The organism is Ideonella sp., assembly GCF_041914305.1.
Lineage (GTDB): Bacteria > Pseudomonadota > Gammaproteobacteria > Burkholderiales > Burkholderiaceae_C > Ideonella.
In genome coordinates, this window is sequence record NZ_JAYSDQ010000024.1 from 95,062 (window position 1) to 110,287 (window position 15,226).

Consider the following 15,226-nt stretch of genomic DNA (forward strand, 5'->3'; position numbering starts at 1 on the left):
GATCAAACAGTGGTCGACGGCTCGGCCAGCAGGCGGCGCAGCAGCGCGGGCAGTTGCTCCAGCGTGAATTCCTTTTGCATCACGCTTCGCACGCCCACCCGCGCGGCGGCGTCCAGCAGCGCTTCGGTCACATAGCCCGAGCTGATGACCACCGGCAGGCCGGGCCGCAGCGAGGCCAGCTCGCCGGCCACCTCGAGCCCCGACAGGCCGGGCATGTTGAAGTCGGTCACCACCAGGTCGACCTCGGCCGGCCGCGCGCGCAGCCGGGCCATCGCCTCGCGCGGGTCTTCGAAGGTGGTGACGCGGTAGCCGGCGTGGCGCAGCAGCCCTTCGACCATCACCACCATCACCGGGTCGTCGTCGAGGTACATCACGTGGCGATGCGCCGCGGGCGCCGGCGGCGTGCTGGCGGCGGCGGCCGGCGGCGGCTCGGGCAGGTCGGGCTGCAGCGGGAAGTACAGGTCGAAGCAGCTGCCGCGGCCCGGCGCGCTGGTGACGCCGATCGCGCCCTGGTGCGCCGAGACGATGCCATGCACCACCGCCAGGCCCAGCCCGGTGCCCTGGCCCAGCGGCTTGGTGGTGAAGAAGGGCTCGAACAGGCGCTGGCGGGTGGCGCCGTCCATGCCACAGCCGGTGTCGCTGACCGCCAGGTGGGCGTGCGGCCCGGGCGACAGGCCCAGGCGCAGCGCGCCATCGTCGTCCAGCAACTGGCGTTCGAGCCGGATCTCGATCCGCCCGGCGCTGCCGTGCATCGCATGCCAAGCGTTGGTGCACAGGTTCATCAACACCTGGTGCAGCTGCGTCGCGTCGGCCTGCACGGTCATCGGTGCGTCGGGCAGCGCCAGATCGAGCTCGACGATGGCCGGCAGCAGCGGGCGCAGCAGGCGCACCGACTCTTCGATCACCGGGGCCAGCGGCTGGCGCTTCAGGCTGTGCGGCTGGCGCCGACTGAACGCGAGAATCTGCTGCACCAGGCTGCGCGCCCGCTCAGCCGACTGGGTGACCTGCGCCAGGCGCTCGTGCGCCTCGCCCGGGTGCTGCTGGGCGAGCGCGACATTGCCCAGGATCGCCGCGAGGATGTTGTTGAAATCGTGCGCGATGCCACCGGCCAGCGTGCCGATGGCCTCCATCTTCTGCGACGCGCGCAGCTGCGCCTCGAGCTCGGCGCGGGCGATCTCGGCTTGCTTTTGCGGCGTGATGTCGGTCACCATCGCGAGCGAGCCATCGAAGCGGCCGGCGGCGTCGACGATCGGGGTGGTGGCGATCAGCGCCCACAGCCGGCTGCCGTCGGCCCGGCGCAGGCGCCGCTCGCGCACACCGTCGCTGTCGGCAGGTGGCGAGGCGCCCACCGTCTGGCCGTTGACCAGGCCCATCGCCTTGGCGACCACCGCGCCGGCCATGTTGTCGGGTTCGATGAACTCGGCCATCGGGCGGCCGAGCAGCGCCTGGCCATCCACGCCCAGCATCTGGGCCATCTTCGGGTTCGCAAAGGTCGTGCGGCCATCGGCGTCGGTGACCCAGATGCCCTCGTCGGCGGTCTCGACGATGCGGCGGTAGCGCTCTTCGCTGGCCCGCAGCGCCACCGTCATGCGCAAGGCCGCCTCGTGGGCGCGCTGGCGGCCGGTGGCGAGCTGGCGCGTCAGCAGCGCCAGCACCAGGCTCAGGCCGATGCCCGACCAGGCCATCAGCGTGGCCGCCGTGCCCGCCTGGCGGCGCGCGAAATCGGGCAGCGCCTGCACGTCGATCGTCCACGAATGGCCGGCGAAGGCGATGTACTCGCGCGCCTCGAACAGCGGCGGCGCGTCCGCCAGCGCCGGGCCCGAGGCATACATCAGCGTGCCCTCGGCCACCTCGACGCCGTCGTGGATGCGGGTCAGCACGCCGCGCGGCGCCTCGCCGTACAGGCTGGACATCAGGTCGTCCATTCGCACGGCCGCCAGCACCCAGCCGGTGATCGCGTCTCGCCGCGCCGCCACCGTGTCCACCGGCCGCCCGCGGGCATAGACGGGCAGCGCCATCACGAACCCCGGCTCGCGGGCACCGCCGGCATCGGCCGGCAGCAGCAGGCGCGGCGTGATCGCCAGGCCGCTGGAATCGCGCGCCATCTGCAGCGCCACGCGCCGCGTGTCGTCGGCGAACGGGTCTTCGCCGAGCGTGCGCAGGTTCAGCCCGGCGGCCGGCGCCACCTCGGCGATGCGCGCCACACCGTCGCGCCCGGCCTCGGGCCGCCAGGGTGCATAGGCAAACCACTGCACGCCGGAGTAGTCGGCGCCGGCCAGCAGCGTGTCGACATAGGCCGCGAAATCGTGCCGGCCGCCCGGCTCGACCGCCTGGTACAGGCCCTGCACGCCGCGCAGCATCTGCTCGTAGCTGGCCATGCGCTGCCCGACACGGCTGGCGGTCTGCCGCACGCCGGCGTCGAAATCAGCCCGCAACGCCTGCTGCGCATTGCGCTGCTCATGCCGCCACAGGCCCGCCGTGATGGCCAGCGACACCGCGCCAACGGCCAACGGCAGCAGGATCGGCAAGGTGCGTCGAAACCCCATGCGATGCTCAGAACTGCGTCATGGCCCGGGCCAGTTCGCGGTTGAAGTATTTTTCGAAGATGCGCTGCAGCGTGCCGTCGGCGCGCATCGCGTCGATCAGCGCGCGCCAGGCCTGCTGCTGCGACGCGCTCAGCGCCTTCTTCGACATGATCAGCCCATGCGGCACCGCGGGGTCGTCGAACTCCAGGATCGTCGTCTGCTCGCGCACCTTGCCGCTCTCGATTGCCGGGTAGTCGAAGGGCTCGATGATCATCGCCTGGACCTGGTTGCCGAGCAGGATCTGGTACAGCGGGTCGAGCCCCGTCGAGTAGCTGACGCGGTGCTCGGCTTCGAGGGTGTCGACCAGCTTGTTGGCATTGGCGCTGTAGCGAAAACTGCGGATCACGCCCAGCTTCAGCGCGGGGTTGCGCTCGAAGTCGGCCAGGCGCTGCACGCCAGCGTCCTTGCGCACCAGCAGGTAGTACTTGTTCGACACATACCAGCCGAACGCCGCGAAACGCTCACGCGCCTCGTTGGTGATGCCGGACAGGCTGAAATCGAGCGCACCCGACTCGATCAGCTGCCAGATGCGGGCCCGCGGCATCACCGTGACGGCCACCTTGCAGCCGCTGCGGCGGATCAGCTCGTCGGCAACGTCCTTGTCGATGCCTTCGCCCGTCTGGGCCGAATAGAGCAGGCCATGCTCGTGCAGCGCCAGGCTGAAGGGCCGGTCGCAGTCGGGCCGGTCGGCCGCCCGCGCAGCGGCAGGGCCCAGCAAGCCCAAAGCGATGACCAACGACATGGCGGCGCGCATGCTTCCCCCTCTGGACGAGCGCCGCAAGAGCTTATCCCAGCCAGGCCCGCCGTGCCTGTGCTGGAGTGCGCCGGGGGGCTTTTCCCCCACCGGCGCGCACGCGCCGACGCGGTGCGCGCGGGGCCCGGCGTAAAGTCAGGCCACCGATGCTGCGCTTCGCCGCCAACCTGACGCTGCTGTACCCGGACCTCGGCTTTGCCGAGCGCATCGGCGCGGCCGCGCGCGATGGGTTCGACGGCCTGGAATGCCAATTCCCTTACGACTGGCCCGCGGCCGAGCTGGCAGCCCGCGCCACCGAGGCCGGCCTGCCCTGGGTGCTGATCAACACCCCGGCTGGCGACTGGGCCCGCGGCGAACGGGGCCTGGCCGCCCTGCCCGGCCGCGAGGCCGAATTTCGCCGCGGTGTCGACACGGCGCTGGCCTACGCCGATGCCCTGGGCTGCCGCCGCTTGCACACGCTGGCCGGCGTTGCGCCCAACGGTGTGGAGCGTGAGCGCTGCCACGCCACCTACGCCGAGAACCTGGCCTGGGCCGCGCGGCAGGCGGCCGATGCCGGTTGCGAAATCCTGATCGAGCCGCTGAACCCGCGTGACGTGCCCGGCTACCTGCTCGGCAGCCAGGCCGCCGCGCACCGCTGGGTGCAGGTGATCGGCGCACCGAACCTGAAGGTGCAGATGGACCTGTACCACTGCCAGGTCAGCGAGGGCGACCTGGCGACCAAGCTGCGCCTGCACCTGCCCACCGGCCGTGTCGGCCATCTGCAGATCGCGGGCGTGCCGGGCCGCCACGAGCCCGACGACGGTGAATTGAACGCGCCGTACCTGTTCGCGCTGATCGACCAGCTGACGCGCGACGCCGGCCACGGCCCCTGCTGGATCGGCGCCGAATACCACCCCCGGCGCGGCAACACCCCCGGCGCGACGACCGCCGGCCTGGGCTGGCTCGCCGCCGCCCGCGCGCCACGCGCGGTGGCGTAGCGCCGGCCCCGACTCACCCTTGCACACCCAAACGCCCATGCCCATCGAACTGAGCAAAGAGGCCCGCCAAGAAGCGGTGGCCTCGATCGAGCGCTACTTCCGAGAGAACATGGACGAGAAGATCGGCAACATCGCGGCCAGCGGCCTGCTGGGCTTCTTTCTCGAAGAGATCGGCCCGAGCATCTACAACCAGGCCGTGGCCGACGCGCAAGAGCGCCTGCAGATGCGAGTCAGCGAGCTGGACATCGAGGTCCACCAGGACGAATTCCAGTACTGGCGCAAGTTCGACCGCCAGGCCAAGGGGCGCAAGTAGCCGCCGCACCGCCCCCACATCGCGCCATCCACGAGATCAGCCGACCCGCCATGACCACTGCCTCGCCCGCGCCCTTGTCGCTCGAAGGTTCCTGCCACTGCGGTGCCGTTCGCCTCACCTTGCCGTCGGCGCCGGAGAAGGCCACCGCCTGCAACTGCTCGCTCTGCCGCCGCCTCGGCGGGCTGTGGGTCTACTACGAGTTCGGCACGGTCCGGATCGAAGGCCACCCGGAGCACACCGACGGGTACGTCTGGGGCGACCGGACGCTGCGCACCGTGCGCTGCCGGACCTGCGGCTGCGCCACGCATTGGGAGCCGCTGGACCTGAAAGAAGGCGCCCGGCACGGCGTGAACCTGAGCAATTTCGAGCCGGCCCTGGTGGCCTCGGTCCAGGTGCGGCACTTCGACGGCGCCGATACCTGGACCTTCCTCGACTGACGCCGCGGCGCAGGCCGCCGCCCCGTCACACCGACCAGACGATGTCTTCGGCGCTGGTGGTCGCCGCGCCGCTCAGGCGGCCCACCACGCTCAACTCGGCGGCGCTGACCGATGCGTCCGCGCCCGAGGAGGTGAAGTACAGCGCCCATGAGTCGGTGCCGTTGTCGACCATGAACAGCACGGTCTGCCCGGCCTCGTAAGACTGGTTGGCGCTGCCGATGGCGGCGGCTGCCTTGTCGAGCGACAGGTCGCCGAAGATGTCGGCCGCCACGATGACCAGCTCGGCACCGGCGTCGAAACCGCCCGGGCCGGTCACCGTGACCGCGCCGTCGACCTGCTGGTCGCCGTTGCCGACCGCCAGGTGCGACTGGCTCACGGCGAGGGTGTCGTCGCCGCCCAGGAAGTCGGCGACGAAGACCATGTTCTGCCATTCGCTCTCACGCCCCTGCAGCACGAAGGTGTCGTCGCCATCGCCGCCGGTCAAGGTGGCGACGCCGCCGCCTGCCGTCAGGGTGTCGTTGCCCGCACCGCCGTCGGCGTGCACGTCGGTCGCACTGCGGCCGACGACGGTGAGCCGGTCGTTGCCGCCGTCGCCGTAGACCTCGCCGCCATAACCCGAGGCCGTGACGACATCGCTGCCGCCCCCGCCGGAGACGGTGAACCGCTGGCCTGACCCCGAGCTCGCACTGACCGTGTCGTTGCCGGTACCGGCGTCGATGTCCACCCGGGTCACCGAATCGCCGACGATGCTGTCATTGCCGGTGCCGCCAGCGATGGTCAGGTGGTTGACCGACCAGACGCTCACCTGGTCGTCGCCGTCGCCAGCATCGAGGTCGTAGTCGGTGTAGCCGCCACCACCCGAGCCGGTGATGGTGTCGTTGCCCGCGCCGCCGTAGGCCCCGTAGGCGTAGGCGGAGTCGATCAGGTCGTCGCCGTCGCCGCCGTCCATGAAGCCGCCGCCTTGCAGCGTGTCTTGCCCGGCGCCGCCCGAGAGCGAGTTGCTCACGGCATGGTGGCCGTAGCCGGTCCCGCCGATCAGCAGGTCGTCACCGTCGTCGCCGTGCAGGCTGCCGCCGGCGCCGCTGAGGGTGTCGTTGCCGGCGCCGCCGTACATCTGGTCTTCGTGGTAGCCGCCGCCGGTGTGGATCGAGTCGTTGCCGTCACCGCCCATCAGCGTGTCGGCGCTCGACGGCGAGAGGCTGTAGCCACCTTCGATCGTGTCGTCGCCGTCACCCCCGTCGATGAAATCGTCGCCCAGGCCGCCGCTCATGGCGTTGTCGAGCGCGTTGCCGATGCCGGTCAGGCCCGGCGCGGGCGGCCACCCGGTCATCACCAGGTTCTCGACGTTGGCGGCCAGCGTCCAGTCGACGCTGGTGTAGACCGTGTCGACGCCGGCATCGGCACGCTCGAAGGTCACGTCCGCCAGGTCGTCGACCACGTAGCTGTCGTTGCCCGCCCCGCCCCGCAGGGTGTCGGCGCCGGAGCCGCCGTCGAGCAGGTCGTCGCCGACACCGCCCTGCAGCAGGTCGTTGCCGGCACCGCCGAGCAGCTCGTCGTTGCCGCGGTGGCCCAGCAGGGTGTCGTCGCCGTCGGCGCCGTCGAGGGTGTCGTCGCCCTGGTTGCCGTCGATGCGGTTGGCCTGCTCGTTGCCGGTTCCGTGCAAGGACAGGCCACCCACCATGACCAAGTTCTCGACGTTGGCGGCCAGGGTGTGGTCGACCCGCGATTTCACGGTGTCCGTGCCCTCGCCGGCCAGCTCGATCACCTGGTCCCCCAGGTTGTCGACCAGGTACAGGTCGTTGCCACCGGCCCCCGTCATCGTGTCGGCGCCCTGGCGGCCATTGAGGGTGTCGTCGCCCGAGGTGCCCACCAGGCTGTCGTCGTTCGGGGTGCCGTTGATCACGTCGGCCGGCTGGGCCAGGACACCGGCGGCAAGGGACTTGTCAGCGGCGATGTCGCTGTCGTTCGACCAGACCCAGCCAAAGAGCCGGGCGGCATCGCCGTTCGACAACCACCGCGACTGCCAAGCCGCCCACCACCCCTGATTGACCGATGCCATGTCCGACCTCCATTGGTTTGTTGCGGCCCCTGCGCCCCTGCGCCGGACCGAGCCAGAACACTACTCCGCCCGCCGGCCAGCCACCCCGGGGCTGTCCCTAGGCTTGGCGCCGGCGCCCCGGCGAGCGCTTACGATCCGGTACAACCCGTTGCCACCGCGCTACCGCCTGCCATGCATTTGCCGACCCTTGCCGCCGCCTTCCTCGCCGTGCTCCACCTGGCCGCTGCGGCCCAGCAGGTCAGCCCCGGCCCCACGGTGAGCACGAGGGAAGCGTACCGAGCCTGCCTCGACGACGAGGAGGCGCTGCGGGCGCAGCGCGCCGCCCTGCTGAAGGCCACCACCACGCACAACGCCGAGCTGAAGCGGCTGCAAGGCGAGATCGATGCGCTGGTGGCGACGCAGGACCAGGTGCTGGCCGAGGGCGGCGAGGCCATCCAGGCGTTCAACACCAAGCTCGCGACGCTCAATGCCCGCGCCGAGGCCATCAACCGGCGCGGCGACGACTACGACCGCGAGCAGGCCGATCACAACGCCCGCGCCAAGGCCTTGAATGCACGCTGCGCGGGCCTGTCCATCAGCTTCACGGACCGGCAGGCGGTGTTCGCCGAACGCGCCGCGACACGCGCGAAGGCCAGGCAGGCGCCGCGCGCGATCGACCTGAACCAGGCCAAGCCTGACTGAAACGCGCCGGCGCCGCTGGTCGGATCGGCCTGCGCCATACTGCGCAGGTCGAGGGTTAGTGAAGTCCTGAATGCAAGCTCTGCTGCTCGCACTGATTCGCTTCTACAAACGGTTCATTTCCCCGCACAAGGGCTACGGCTGCGCCTACCGGGTCTACACCGGCCACGCCAGCTGCTCGACGCTCGGTTACCGCGCCGTCCGCCGCCACGGTGCCTGGGCAGGCCTGGGGCTGTTGAAGCGGCGCTGCCGGCTTTGCGGGGTCGCGCAGCGGCGCTATGCGCCGGTCCACCGCCCACTGGCCGCGCAGCGTGGCGACTGCGACCCGGGCTGCGACGGTGACGGCTGCGACCTGCCCGGCTGCGACCTGCCCAACTGTGGTAGGCCCAGCCTCAAAAGCGTGGACTGCTGTGACTTCGCCGACTTCTTGGAGTGCTGCGACGCGCCCGAACACAAGAAGCGCGAGCGCAAGCAGCGCGACAAGAAGGCCCGCATCCCGCCTAGGCGCCAGCCGCCCCCTGCCGACCTGCCGAACGACGCGCCCCGCTGACCGCCGCGCCAAAACCCTGCGCCGGTGGGCCCGTCGACGATCGTGCCAAATGAGGGGGTGGGTGCACGCCCCCATTGAAAGCCGGCGCAGCGCACCCAGTTGGTGAGTTCCGCCCCGGGAGGGCGTTGCCAAAGGACCGGCGTGCCGTTCTCGCTCGATGCCCTGTCGCTGCTGCTGGGCGGCCTCGCGTTTGCCGCGCTGCTGCTGGCCGGCCTGTGGGGCCCGCGCGCCTGGCGGGCCTGGCGCCGCCGCCGCGTCTGGCAACAGCCGTTTCCGGCCGCCTGGCGCAGCATCCTGCGCCGCCGCATGCCGATGCTGCGCCGGCTGCCGGTCGACCTGCAGCTGCAGCTGAAGCGCCACATGCAGGTCTTTCTGGCCGAAAAGCCGTTCATCGGCTGCAACGGGCTCGAGGTGACCGAAGAGATGCGGGTGCTGGTCGCGGCCCAGGCCTGCCTGCTGATCCTGAACCGGCAGAGCGAGTATTTCCCGAACCTGAGCCAGGTGCTGCTGTACCCGTCGGCCTATTGGGTCGACAAGCGCGAGGCCGATGGCAGCGGCGTGCAGCACGAGCGGCGCGAGGCCCGCAGCGGCGAATCGTGGGTCCAGGGCCAGGTGATCCTGTCTTGGCCCGACGTGCTGGCCGGCGCGGCCGACCCGACCGACGGCCAGAACCTGGTGATCCATGAATTCGCGCACCAGCTGGACCAGGAGCGCGGCCGGGCCACCGGCGCGCCGTTCCTGGGCCACCGCAGCCGCTATGCGCGCTGGGCCGCGGTGATGAATGGCGAGTTCCAGCGCCTGCGCCAGCAACTGGCGCGCGGCGAAGAAACGCTGTTGTCACCCTACGCCGCGACCGAGCCGGCCGAGTTCTTCGCCGTCGCGTCCGAGGTCTTCTTCGAACAACCGCGCGAGATGGCCGAGCGCCACGCGGCGCTGTACGGCGAGCTGGCGCGCTACTACGCGGTCGACCCGCTGGCCTGGGCATAGGGCGACGAACTGCATGCCTTCGCGAGCTGGGTTACGCTGACACCCGGCCGCGGGGACGACCCTGCTGACGCCTACCTTCAACCCGGGGACGACCCCGACCTCTTTGGAGAGTCAGGCATGTCCCGCGCCCTGCGCCTGTGGCCGCTGCTCACCGGCACCCACCGCTACGAAAAGCTGGTCTCGACCCGCAACCGAGGCCACGGCCTCTACATCCGCGCGCCGATCCTCGCTTACCTGATCGAGACGCCGAACGGCCGCATCCTCTACGACGTCGGCTGCAACTACGCGAAGATCGCGACGCCGGAACTGCGCGCGAAGTACTTCGACCCGATGCGGCCGTTGTTCGACCCGCCCGAGATGTCGGACGAGCAACGGATCCCGCGCTACCTGGCCCGGCTGGGGTTGACGCACCGCGACATCGACCTGGTCTTTCTCGGCCACTTGCATTTCGACCATGCCGGCGGCCTGTGTGACCTGCCGGGCTGCGAGGTGCATGTGCAGCGCGACGAGCTCGCCGCGGCGCAATCGCGCGAGGACGACGGTGTGCTCGATGACGAGATCGCCCTGTCCGCCAGCTGGCAGGTCCGGCAGGGTGAATACCAGGTCGCAACCGGCGTGCACGCGATCGCGACGCCCGGCCACACCGCCGGCCACATGTCGATGCTGATCGAGCTGCCGCACGGCCGGCCGGTGATCCTGTGCGGCGACGCCGCCGACCTGCAGGAGAACCTGTCGGACGAAGTGGCGCCGGGCTATTGCTGGCAAGACAACGAGGCGCTCGCGCTGGCCAGCATCCGCAAGCTGAACAAGCTGGCGCGGGCCGAGAACGCCGAGCTGTGGCCCAACCACGACTTCGCGTTCTTCAACCGCCAGCCGCCGTTTCCGGCCTGGCGCGACTAGGCACTCGCCGCGCGGGCCGCCGAGGCATTGGTGGCCTGAGGAAACAGCGTCGGCACCTGGCGGTCGCGCCAGCGCATCACCGGCTTCTCGACCAGGCGGTACAGCACCCAGCCGGCGAACACGCAGGCCACGGTGACGAGCGCGATCAGCGGCGGCTGCGGCAGGGCGTAGGCGGCGAGCGCCTTGGCCAGGATCACCGCCAGCGCCTTGTGCGTCAGGTAGATCGAGTACGACCACGCGGCCAGCGCGGCAGCGCCTGGCACGCGCCAGCGGCGCAGTGGTGAGCCGTCGCACAGCGCCGCCACCACCAGCGCCGCGTAGGCCCAGGCGATGAGCGAGTAGCCGGCGATCGTCATGAACGCGCCGTAGCCGTAGCCGTCGATGTAGTAGTGGTGGGCCACGCCGTACCAGGCCAGGGCCGTCGCGCCCAGCGCGGCGAAGAACCAGGCCCGGCCATGGGCGGTGAAGCGCGCCCAGCTGGCGGGGTGGGCATGGCGCCACAGCGCCACCGCCAGGCCGGGCAGGAACTCGTCGATGCGGGCCAGCGAGCCGTAGTAGACGACCGGGTAGTAGCCCTGGGTGCCCACGCCGCCGGCTTCGATCTCACGGCCGAACTGCTCCCACAAGGATGCGCGCCAGGCCATCGCCGCCAGCGTCAGCCCGAGCATCAGGCCCCACAGCGTGCGCACCTCCAGGCCCCAGGCGGTGGCCGCGCGCACGGCCGCCCAGACCAGCAGCGGCAGCAGCAGGTAGAACTGCTCTTCGATGCACAAGGACCAGGCGTGCGAGAACGCCGTGCCGGGCTGCAGGTTCCAGTTCTGCGTGAAGCTCAGAAAGCGCCACAGCGGCGGCGGCGTCTTGCCGCCCATCACCGTGGGGAACAGGAAGTACAGAGCCAGCACCACCCAGAACGCCGGCAGCGTGCGCAGCAGCCGGCGCGCATAGAACGCCGGCAGCGACAGCACCTGCCCCCGCGCCAGGCCGGCGAAGACCTGGTGCCCGATCAGGTAGCCGCTGAGCACGAAGAACAGGTCGACCCCGGTCCAGCCGACGTTGCCGAGCCAGCCGAAGGTCGGCGCGTGGCTGACGAAGACCTGGTAGTGGTACAGAAAGACCAGCGTGATCGCGAGGGCGCGCAGCGTGTCCAGGCCGGGTTGGCGGTGCGCCGGCATCGCCGCCGGCGCCTGCATCTGGGTGGTTAGGGTGGGGCTCATCGGCACGCATCTTCCCATTCCGCCAGCGGCCCGCCGATCGGCAGCGCACTGACAGACCTGCGGGTTAGTATCTAGATACCGGGTTTGGGGCGGAGGGTGCATGCACCATGACGTGGTGGTGATCGGCGGTGGCGCGGGTGGGCTCGAACTGGCCGCACGGTTGGGGCGCAGCCTGGGGGCTCGCCAGGGGCCGCGCCGGGTGCTGCTGGTCGACCGGTCGGTGTTCCACATCTGGAAGCCGACGCTGCACGAGGTGGCCGCCGGCACGCTCGATTCGCACCAAGAGGGCCTGAGCTACACGATCCTGGCCCGGCGCAACCACTTCGGCTTCACGCTCGGTGAACTGCGTGGGCTGGACACCGCCAACCGCACGCTGAAGCTCGGCGCGATCCACGACGAGCACGGCAAGCAGCTGGTGCCCGAGCGCTCCCTGAGCTACCGCTGGCTGGTGCTGGCGATCGGCAGCGGCTCGAACTTCTTCGGCACGCCCGGCGCCGAGCACGCCTACGTGCTGGAGCAGGCGGCCGACGCCGAGCGCTTTCGCCGCCACCTGCAGGCCGCGTTCACGCGCAGCGCGTTTGCCGCCGACAAGCGGCTGGGCATCGTCATCGTCGGCGGCGGCGCCACCGGCGTCGAGCTGTCGGCCGAGCTGATCGAGGCGCACCAGGAAACCCTGGCCAGCCTGGACGCCGAAAACGCCTTCCGGCTCGACCTGACCATCGTCGAGGCGGCGCCGCGCATCCTGGCCGGCCTGCCCGAGCGCATCTCGGCCCAGGCCAAGACCGCGCTCGAACGCAAGCAGGTGCGGGTGCTGGTCGACACCAAGGTGCAGGCCCTGCAGCCGGACCGGCTGGTCACCAGCCAGGGCGAGATCCCGGGCGACCTGATCGTCTGGGCGGCGGGCATCAAGGCGGCCGAGGCCAACGCCGGCTTTGGGCTGGCGACCAACAAGGCCAACCAGTTCATCGTCAACGAGAAGCTCGAGACCTCGGTCTACGGCGTCTATGCGCTGGGCGACTGCGCCGCCTGCCCGTGGGGCGGCCACGGCAACGAGGGCAAGTGGGTGCCGTCGCGGGCGCAGGCAGCGCACCAGCAGGCGAGCTTTCTGTTCGCAACCCTGAAAAGCCTGTTGCACGAGCGCGAGCCCGGCGGCCAGTTCCGCTACAAGGACTTCGGCTCGCTGGTCTCGCTGGGCGAGAACAAGGGCGTCGGCAACCTGATGGGCGGCCTGGGCGGGCGCAACTTCTTCGTCGAAGGGCTGCTGGCGAAGTGGATGTACATGTCGCTGCACCTGATGCACCACCGCGCGATCCTCGGCACCAGCGGCACCTTCGTGCTGGCGCTGGCGCGGCTGCTGCAGCGGCGGGTCTCGGGCCGGCTGAAGCTGCACTGACCGCCCCGGGGCGCGCACGGGGGCCGGCCCTAGAATCCAGGCCCTTGCCACGGCCCGCGTGGCGCCCCCTTTCACGACGTGCCCCAAGACCTCTCCACCCGCCTCGGCCGGCTCCGGGCCTGGCTCAGCATGCATTTGGTGGACCATGGCTTCATCCGCGCGGTCTACAACAACTTCCACGACCTGGGCGGCGGCATGTACCGCCTGTCGCAGCCGAGCCCGGCGCAGATCCGCACGTATAAAGAGCGCTTCGGCATCAAGACCATCGTCAACCTGCGCGGCAACCATGGCTACGGCTCGTATGCGATGGAGGCCGAGGCCTGCCGCGAGCTCGGCATCACGCTGGTCGACCACAAGCTGTACTCGCGCCAGGCGCCCAACCTGGAGTCGCTCGAGGCCACGAAGGCCTTGTTCGACACGATCGAGTACCCGGCGCTGATCCACTGCAAATCGGGCGCCGACCGCGCCGGCCTGGGCAGCGTGCTGTACAAGCATTTCCGCCTGGGGGTGCCGATCGCCCAGGCCAGGCACGAGCTGAGCTGGCGCTTCGGCCATTTCCGCATCGGCAAGACGGCGATCCTCGACTACTTCTTCGAGCGTTACCTGGCCGACAACGCGAAAGAGCCGATCGACTTCATGGACTGGGCGCGCCACCGCTACGTCAAGAAGACGCTGCACCGGGATTTCCATCAACTGCGCAAGGAAAACGGCATCGGCGACTGGATCTTCGACAAGGTGCTGCGCCGTGAATGACAGCCTGATGCTGTACCGCCGGCTGCTGGGCTACATCAAGCCCTACCGCCACGTGGTGGCGATCTCGCTGCTGGCGATGATGGTCGCGGCGCTGCTCGAGCCGGTGCTGCCGGCGCTGCTGAAGCCGCTGATCAACCACGGCTTCTCGGGCCAGGGCGGCGGGCCGGCGTGGCAGTTGCCGGCGATGCTGATGGGCGCCTTCATGGCCAAGGGCGTGGCCGAGTACTGCGCCAACCTGGCCAGCCAATGGGTCGCGCAGCGCGCGATCACCGACCTGCGGCAACGGGTCTTCCACCACCAGACCGGGCTGCCGTTGGCCGCGCACCAGGCGCAGACCCACGGCCGCATGCTGTCGCGCGTGCTGTACGACATCCCGCAGGTCGGCCAGGCGCTGTCGAACGCCTGGATCATCGTCGTGCGCGACTCGATGATCATCGTCGGCCTGACCGCGTTCCTGCTCTACACCGCGTGGCAGCTGACGCTGCTGATCGTCGTCGTCGCGCCGCTGGTGGCGGTGATCATCCGCACCGCCAGCCGCAAGCTGCGCGGCTCGAACCTGCAGGTGCAGCAGCTGGTCGGCCAGGTGGCCGGGCTGGTCGAGTCGGCGCTGAACGGCGTCAAGGAGATCAAGATCTTCGGCGCGCGCGACTACGAGGCGGGCCGCTTCAACGCGCTGTCAGAGCGCCTGCGCAAGGCGACGATGAAGACCATCCGCGTGCAGGCCGCCAACGTGCCGCTGGTGCAGGTGCTGGCCGCGGCCGCGGTGTCGGGCGTGATCTTCATGGCCACCACCGTGACCTCGACCAACCCGCTGACACCGGGCGACTTCGGCGCCTTCGTCGCGGCGATGGCGATGCTGTTCGAGCCGATCCGCCGGCTGTCCAACGTCAACTCGACGATCCAGAACGGCCTGGCCGCCGCACAAGGCATCTTCGCGCTGCTGGACACACCGGTCGAGCCCGAGCGAGACGGCCAGGCCGCACCGGTGGGTGTCGATGGGCAGGCCCGGCCGCTGGTGTTCCGCCACGTCGGCTTCACCTACCCAGGCCAGGCCAAGCCGGCGCTGGCCGATTTCAACCTGGTGCTGACGCCGGGTCAGACGGTGGCGCTGGTCGGCGCCTCGGGCAGCGGCAAATCCACTGTCACCAACCTGCTGGCGCGCTTCTACCTGCCCGAGGCCGGGCAGATCCTCTACGGCGACACGCCGATCGAGGCGCTGCCACTGTCGGCCTGGCGCTCGCAGCTGGCGCTGGTGGGCCAGCAGGTGGTGTTGTTCGACGACACGCTGGCCGCCAACATCGCCTACGGCCGGCCCGACGTGCCGCGCGAGGCAATCGAGCGCGCCGCGCGCGCAGCCCACGCGTGGGAGTTCATCGAGAAGGCGCCGCAAGGGCTGGACACGCCCTGCGGCGAGAACGGGCTGAACCTCTCGGGCGGCCAGCGCCAGCGCATCGCGATCGCCCGCGCGTTCTTGAAGAACGCGCCGGTGCTGATTCTCGACGAAGCGACCTCGGCGCTGGACAACGAAAGCGAACGCCAGGTGCAGCAGGCCTTGCCCGGGCTGATGGCCGGCCGCACCACGCTGATCATCGCCCACCGCATGTCGACGATCGAGCACGCCGACCT

14 protein-coding genes are annotated in these 15,226 nt (G+C 70.4%); 10 read left to right on the top strand and 4 right to left on the bottom strand.

What is annotated here, in order from left to right:
* Positions 1–2 precede the first annotated feature (2 nt).
* Together ACE3SG_RS25440 and ACE3SG_RS25445 are read right to left on the bottom strand one after the other, a co-directional pair.
* Positions 3–2,546 carry a CHASE domain-containing protein gene (locus ACE3SG_RS25440; protein ID WP_374569043.1) on the bottom strand — a complete coding sequence of 848 codons (2,544 nt, stop codon included), beginning with the start codon at positions 2,544–2,546 and terminating at the stop codon, positions 3–5.
* Positions 2,547–2,553: 7 nt separating this feature from the next.
* Positions 2,554–3,327, bottom strand: coding sequence for a substrate-binding periplasmic protein (locus tag ACE3SG_RS25445; protein ID WP_374569044.1), 774 nt, complete (start codon positions 3,325–3,327; stop codon positions 2,554–2,556).
* 158 nt (positions 3,328–3,485) lie between these two features.
* Between ACE3SG_RS25445 and ACE3SG_RS25450 the strand changes: the two genes are divergently transcribed.
* From ACE3SG_RS25450 to ACE3SG_RS25460, 3 genes are read left to right on the top strand one after another with little or no spacing between them, the layout of a single operon-like run.
* Positions 3,486–4,316, top strand: a complete 831-nt coding sequence (locus ACE3SG_RS25450) for a hydroxypyruvate isomerase family protein (RefSeq protein ID WP_374569045.1) — start codon at positions 3,486–3,488, stop codon at positions 4,314–4,316.
* Positions 4,317–4,353: 37 nt separating this feature from the next.
* Positions 4,354–4,629 carry a DUF2164 domain-containing protein gene (locus tag ACE3SG_RS25455; protein ID WP_374569046.1) on the top strand — a complete coding sequence of 92 codons (276 nt, stop codon included), beginning with the start codon at positions 4,354–4,356 and terminating at the stop codon, positions 4,627–4,629.
* 50 nt (positions 4,630–4,679) lie between these two features.
* Positions 4,680–5,066 carry a GFA family protein gene (locus ACE3SG_RS25460; RefSeq protein WP_374569047.1) on the top strand — a complete coding sequence of 129 codons (387 nt, stop codon included), beginning with the start codon at positions 4,680–4,682 and terminating at the stop codon, positions 5,064–5,066.
* Between the two features lie 25 nt (positions 5,067–5,091).
* Here the strand turns inward: ACE3SG_RS25460 and ACE3SG_RS25465 are convergent, their stop codons facing one another.
* Positions 5,092–7,125: a calcium-binding protein gene (locus ACE3SG_RS25465; RefSeq protein ID WP_374569048.1), complete on the bottom strand. Its 2,034-nt coding sequence runs from the start codon at positions 7,123–7,125 to the stop codon at positions 5,092–5,094.
* Between the two features lie 171 nt (positions 7,126–7,296).
* Between ACE3SG_RS25465 and ACE3SG_RS25470 the strand changes: the two genes are divergently transcribed.
* From ACE3SG_RS25470 to ACE3SG_RS25485, 4 genes are all read left to right on the top strand, one after another.
* On the top strand, positions 7,297–7,806 hold the full coding sequence (locus tag ACE3SG_RS25470) for a hypothetical protein (protein WP_374569049.1): 510 nt from the start codon (positions 7,297–7,299) through the stop codon (positions 7,804–7,806).
* 70 nt (positions 7,807–7,876) lie between these two features.
* Entirely contained in the window at positions 7,877–8,353 is a 477-nt protein-coding gene (yidD, locus tag ACE3SG_RS25475; protein WP_374569050.1) for a membrane protein insertion efficiency factor YidD, read from the top strand.
* A gap of 141 nt (positions 8,354–8,494) precedes the next feature.
* Positions 8,495–9,340, top strand: a complete 846-nt coding sequence (locus ACE3SG_RS25480; protein WP_374569051.1) for a zinc-dependent peptidase — start codon at positions 8,495–8,497, stop codon at positions 9,338–9,340.
* A gap of 117 nt (positions 9,341–9,457) precedes the next feature.
* Entirely contained in the window at positions 9,458–10,240 is a 783-nt protein-coding gene (locus tag ACE3SG_RS25485; RefSeq protein ID WP_374569052.1) for an N-acyl homoserine lactonase family protein, read from the top strand.
* Here ACE3SG_RS25485 and ACE3SG_RS25490 read toward each other — a convergent pair.
* Positions 10,237–11,454 carry an acyltransferase family protein gene (locus ACE3SG_RS25490; RefSeq protein ID WP_374569053.1) on the bottom strand — a complete coding sequence of 406 codons (1,218 nt, stop codon included), beginning with the start codon at positions 11,452–11,454 and terminating at the stop codon, positions 10,237–10,239. The genes ACE3SG_RS25485 and ACE3SG_RS25490 overlap by 4 nt on opposite strands.
* Positions 11,455–11,554: 100 nt before the next feature.
* Here ACE3SG_RS25490 and ACE3SG_RS25495 point away from each other — a divergent pair, with 100 nt between their 5' ends.
* The 3 genes from ACE3SG_RS25495 to msbA all read left to right on the top strand — a co-directional run.
* Positions 11,555–12,847 (top strand): NAD(P)/FAD-dependent oxidoreductase, encoded by a 1,293-nt coding sequence (locus ACE3SG_RS25495; protein WP_374569054.1) that lies wholly within the window; start codon positions 11,555–11,557, stop codon positions 12,845–12,847.
* Positions 12,848–12,976: 129 nt separating this feature from the next.
* The gene (locus tag ACE3SG_RS25500) at positions 12,977–13,600 is read left to right on the top strand and encodes a tyrosine-protein phosphatase (RefSeq protein ID WP_374569055.1); all 624 of its coding nucleotides are present in this window, start codon (positions 12,977–12,979) and stop codon (positions 13,598–13,600) included.
* A partial coding sequence (gene msbA, locus ACE3SG_RS25505; RefSeq protein WP_374569056.1) for a lipid A export permease/ATP-binding protein MsbA occupies positions 13,593–15,226 on the top strand: 1,634 nt, incomplete at its 3' end. The genes ACE3SG_RS25500 and msbA, both read left to right, overlap by 8 nt.

Excerpts from the sequence above, each read along its gene's own strand:
- ACE3SG_RS25450 (WP_374569045.1), top strand. The coding sequence starts at position 3,486 with ATGCTGCGCTTCGCCGCCAACCTGACGCTGCTGTACCCGGACCTCGGC.
- ACE3SG_RS25455 (WP_374569046.1), top strand. The coding sequence starts at position 4,354 with ATGCCCATCGAACTGAGCAAAGAGGCCCGCCAAGAAGCGGTGGCCTCG.
- ACE3SG_RS25440 (WP_374569043.1), bottom strand. The coding sequence starts at position 2,546 with ATGGGGTTTCGACGCACCTTGCCGATCCTGCTGCCGTTGGCCGTTGGC.
- yidD (WP_374569050.1), top strand. The coding sequence starts at position 7,877 with ATGCAAGCTCTGCTGCTCGCACTGATTCGCTTCTACAAACGGTTCATT.
- ACE3SG_RS25500 (WP_374569055.1), top strand. The coding sequence starts at position 12,977 with ATGCATTTGGTGGACCATGGCTTCATCCGCGCGGTCTACAACAACTTC.
- ACE3SG_RS25460 (WP_374569047.1), top strand. The coding sequence starts at position 4,680 with ATGACCACTGCCTCGCCCGCGCCCTTGTCGCTCGAAGGTTCCTGCCAC.
- ACE3SG_RS25485 (WP_374569052.1), top strand. The coding sequence starts at position 9,458 with ATGTCCCGCGCCCTGCGCCTGTGGCCGCTGCTCACCGGCACCCACCGC.
- ACE3SG_RS25445 (WP_374569044.1), bottom strand. The coding sequence starts at position 3,327 with ATGTCGTTGGTCATCGCTTTGGGCTTGCTGGGCCCTGCCGCTGCGCGG.
- ACE3SG_RS25490 (WP_374569053.1), bottom strand. The coding sequence starts at position 11,454 with ATGAGCCCCACCCTAACCACCCAGATGCAGGCGCCGGCGGCGATGCCG.
- ACE3SG_RS25470 (WP_374569049.1), top strand. The coding sequence starts at position 7,297 with ATGCATTTGCCGACCCTTGCCGCCGCCTTCCTCGCCGTGCTCCACCTG.
- ACE3SG_RS25495 (WP_374569054.1), top strand. The coding sequence starts at position 11,555 with ATGCACCATGACGTGGTGGTGATCGGCGGTGGCGCGGGTGGGCTCGAA.
- ACE3SG_RS25465 (WP_374569048.1), bottom strand. The coding sequence starts at position 7,125 with ATGGCATCGGTCAATCAGGGGTGGTGGGCGGCTTGGCAGTCGCGGTGG.